This window comes from Spongiimicrobium salis (assembly GCF_043678055.1).
GTDB lineage: Bacteria > Bacteroidota > Bacteroidia > Flavobacteriales > Flavobacteriaceae > Spongiimicrobium > Spongiimicrobium salis.
This window is the reverse complement of sequence record NZ_JBHEQA010000013.1, coordinates 1-4,464: the sequence shown is the minus strand read 5'-3', so window position 1 is coordinate 4,464 and position 4,464 is coordinate 1. Positions and strand designations below refer to the sequence as shown.

Genomic DNA, 4,464 nt, shown 5'->3' with positions numbered 1-4,464 from the left:
GAACACGGTCCGATAGGCAGTTCCGTGGTCCTTGCCCGTGAGGTCCCCGACGGTTCCCGTGAACTGGTCGCCTATGTGGCAGGGGAAGCTCCCTTGAACATCAATGATCTTCGTTCGCATTTATCGAAGCGCCTGCCGGGCTATATGATTCCTTCGGGCTTTGTACAGTTGGCCGAGATGCCGCTGACACCAAACGGTAAGATAGATAGGAAGGCATTGCTGAAAACTGATATGGCACAAGAAGAACTGATCTATACAAAACCAGAGAATGAAGTACAGCTGAAATTAACCGAGATATGGGGAGAGACACTGGGAATAGAAAAAGATAAAATTGGAATTAAAGACAACTTCTTTATTCTGGGAGGAAATAGTATAAAAATGATTATGACCATATCAAAAATCCACGAACAATTTGATATTAAAATCGAATTTAAATTTTTCTTTCAGAATCCTTTTATAGAAAGTATAGCAAAATATATACAGGCTTTAAGTGTCGTTGACGATAATAATGTAGAAGAAAGCCAGGAACTTTATTTGTAATCTGTCCAAAAAGTCTCTATCAAAGAAAGACTTAGGTCATTTAATCTAAACTTTAAATCAAAAACATGTTAAACGAATCTAATGTTAATAGCTATGCTAGGGTATTCCCTACTATTTTAAAAAGTGCTGAAGGAGATATAATTACAGATATTCTCGACAAAAAATATATTGACTTTTTTAGTGGAGCCGGAGCATTAAATTATGGACACAATCATCCAAAAATGAAAAGTGCAATTCATTCTTTTTTAAATAATAATCTTGTAGTCCATTGCCTAGATATGGATAGTCGCATAAAACAACAGTTTCTTGAGAAATTTGAATCGGTCATATTAAAACCAAGAAGTTTAAACTATAAAATACAATTCACAGGTCCAACAGGAACAAATGCCGTGGAAGCTGCCGTTAAATTGGCAAGGAGAGTAACGAAGCGGAAAAAAATAATAGCTTTTACCAATTCTTTCCATGGCATGTCGGCCACTTCGTTAGCACTCTCTGGAAGCAGGGAAGAAAATCATAAGATAAATCCTTCACAAGACGTTATTTTTTTTCCTTTTGAAAATTTTTTTAAGGATGGGACGGATTCGATGGAGATACTAAGAACAATGATTCTTTCAAATGGATCGGGCATTGAATTGCCGGCCGCAATTATATTAGAAACTATTCAAGCTGAAGGAGGAGTAAATGTGGCAAGTAGTTCATGGTTAAAGGCGCTTCGGAATTTTACCAGAGAACATAATATTCTCTTGATTGTAGATGATATTCAGGTAGGTTGCGGTAGAACGGGATCTTTTTTCAGTTTTGAACGGGCACAGATTGTACCAGACATTGTTCTACTTTCAAAATCTATAAGCGGTTTTGGATTACCACTGTCACTTTTACTGATGAATCCAGAATTTGACATTTGGGAACCTGGAGAACACAATGGTACTTTTAGATCGCACAACCTTTCATTATGTACAGCTACCGTAGCTCTGGATTTTTGGAAAAAAAATGATTTAAGAGAAAAAGTTGATCAAGATGCCAAAAAAATTAAGGTGCGCCTAAGTGCCTTACTGAAAAAATCTGAACATGTTATCGATATCCGAGGTTTGGGAATGATATGGGGTATTGAATTTGCCGAAGAACAAATGGCAGAAAATGTTTCAAAATCACTATTTGAAAAGGGGATATTTATAGAGAGATGTGGTAATCGTGGCCAAGTCATAAAATTATTATGCCCACTGACAATTTCAAAAGAAAATCTTGAAACTGGTCTTGACGTAATTGCCGATACCATTTTAAATTTCCAGCTTGATGAAATGATATCACTATAAATTTTATACTTCAATTTCCCTTAATTATATATAAAATGAATGAAGTTCTAGACCTTTTTATTGAATTAAATAAAAAAGGAATAACCATTAAAGAGAATGGTGAACGGGTTAAGTTGACAGGAAATCTAGACTCCCTTACTGAAACTGATGTACAGGAAATTAAAAGGCTTAAGAGCTCCATTTTAACTTTCATAGAACAGAATAAATCGGATAAAGAATCTTTTGCTCAGATACCCGTAGTTCCCAAATCTTCCAATTATATTCTCTCTTCTGCGCAAAAACGCCTTTGGATACTTAGTCAGTTCAAAGAAGGCAATATTGCTTATAATATCCCAGGAGTAATGCTTTTTGAAGGTAACCTCCACATAAAAGCACTTAAAAATGCCTTCCAAAAACTCATAGAGAGACACGAGATACTTCGCACGACCTTCAAGGAAAACGAGGATGGAGAGGTAAGGCAGTATATTGCTGCACCCGACGATTCTGGTTTCAAGCTTTTGGAAACGGACCTGAGGAATATGGAAAAACAGGAGATGAAGGTCCGTTCCCTAGTGGATCGCGAAACGGCCTTACCCTTTGATCTCTACAATGGCCCCCTTTTGCGCGCGGGCATTTACCGATTATCGTCCGATAGTTGGCTCTTTACTTATACAATGCACCACATCATTAGCGATGGTTGGTCATCGAATATCTTTGTAAAGGAACTTCTTTCTTTTTATAGCTCCTTTGTAAAAGGAGAAGAAAATACCTTACCTACTAAACGGATACAATACAAGGATTATGTTGTTTGGCAACAAAATCAACTTGTACAGCATTCTCTGGAAATTCATAAAAATTACTGGTTAAAACAGTTTTCAGGAGAAATCCCAGTGCTTGAACTGCCTACAGATTATCGAAGGCCCTCCATAAAAACATATAATGGAGCTATACTATATCATACCCTCCCTTTTGACCTTAGTCAAAACTTAATTAAGTTATGCAGAGATAAGGAATCTACCTTATTTATGGGGTTACTTGCAATTGTAAAGTTGTTGTTGTATCGCTATACAGCACAAGAAGATATCATAGTTGGAAGCTCGGTAGCTGGAAGGGAACATATCGATCTTGAAGATCAGATTGGGTTTTATATCAACACTTTGGCTCTTAGGACGATATTTAATGGTTCTTCAAATTTTGAAGACCTATTGTCAAATGTACGCGAAGTATCGCTGGGCGCCTTCGAGCACCAATCGTACCCCTTCGACGAACTGGTGGACCAGTTGGACCTTCAACGGGACATGAGCAGGAATGCACTTTTTGATGTAATGGTTGTACTCCAAAATAATAATGATATAAAAGCGGAAGAAAATACGGATGTTCTGGAGGGGCTCAAAGTCATTCCTTATAATGACGGAAAAAATTATACGAGCAAATTTGATTTGAGTTTTGAGTTCAGGGAAGTTGATGATGGAATCGAAATGAGTATCATGTATAACAGCGATATCTATGACCGCTCTAGGATCGAGCGCATGCTGGGGCATTTTGAACGATTGATCCGATCCGTAATAGAAAACCCCTCCCTTCCGCTGTACCGTTTGGAGTACCTAGGTTCGGAAGAGCGGAGGGAGCTCTTGGAGACCTTCAACGATACGGCCGCCGATTACCCAAGGGAGAGAACGATCATCGACCTCTTCGAGGAGCAGGTGGATAAAAGGCCGGAAGGGACCGCCCTGGTGTTCGGGGACAAAAAGATTACCTACCGCGAGCTCAACGAATCCTCGAACAGGATGGCCCGTTACCTAAGGGACCGTCACGGTATCGGGAAGGAGGACATGGTGGGGATCTGCCTGGAGCGCAGCGATTGGATGGTGGTCTGCATACTGGGGATATTGAAGGCTGGCGGGGCCTATGTCCCGATCGACCCGGACTATCCGGAGGACCGCATCCGCTACATGCTGGAGGACAGCGCCTGTAAGGTGCTGATCGATAGTGGTGAGCTTTCCCTTTGCAGGGAGGAGCTGGGTTCGCTCAGCGGTGAGAACCTCCCCTCCGTAGTCGGTCCAAAGAACCTGGCCTATGTCATTTACACCTCGGGCTCCACGGGCAAGCCAAAAGGGGTCATGATAGAACATAGAAGTGTAGTTAATTTAGCTTTTGCACAACAAAGTATGTTCAATATCAATGCCAATTCTAAAATCTTACAATATGCTACATATGTTTTCGATGCATCAGTATGGGAAATATTCAGTACTTTATTATTTGGAGCAGAGCTTTCAATCCTCCCTATTGAAGCAAAACGAGATACTTATTTGCTGAGTGATTATGTTAAGGAACGGTATATTGATATGGTTACTTTACCACCAGCACTATTGGAGGTAATGGAATTTAATGAGTTGCCCAATCTTAATAATTTGATTGTTGCAGGGGAAACCTGTCCAGAAAATTTAATGGAGAAATGGGGAGAGGGAAGAAACTTGACCAATGCTTACGGTCCTACAGAGGTTACTGTTTGTGCCACCATTAAGCTATATAGAAAAGAGATTCTAAATACTAATATTGGTAGCCCTATATCCAATACACGTATCTATATATTGGGCATGGGGGATAGTCTTTGTCCGATAGGCGTTGTTGG

General features: G+C 39.8%; 3 protein-coding genes. All 3 read left to right on the top strand.

Translation table 11 applies throughout. From position 1 onward, the window contains the following. Nucleotides 1-540: phosphopantetheine-binding protein (locus ACEXOE_RS23650; protein WP_394751358.1), on the top strand; the 540-nt coding region annotated here is incomplete at its 5' end. A gap of 65 nt (nt 541-605) precedes the next feature. Beyond that, on the top strand, nt 606-1,853 hold the full coding sequence (gene ectB, locus ACEXOE_RS23645) for a diaminobutyrate--2-oxoglutarate transaminase (protein ID WP_394751357.1): 1,248 nt from the start codon (nt 606-608) through the stop codon (nt 1,851-1,853). A gap of 35 nt (nt 1,854-1,888) precedes the next feature. Beyond that, on the top strand, nt 1,889-4,464 hold a 2,576-nt coding region (locus ACEXOE_RS23640; protein WP_394751356.1), incomplete at its 3' end, for a non-ribosomal peptide synthetase.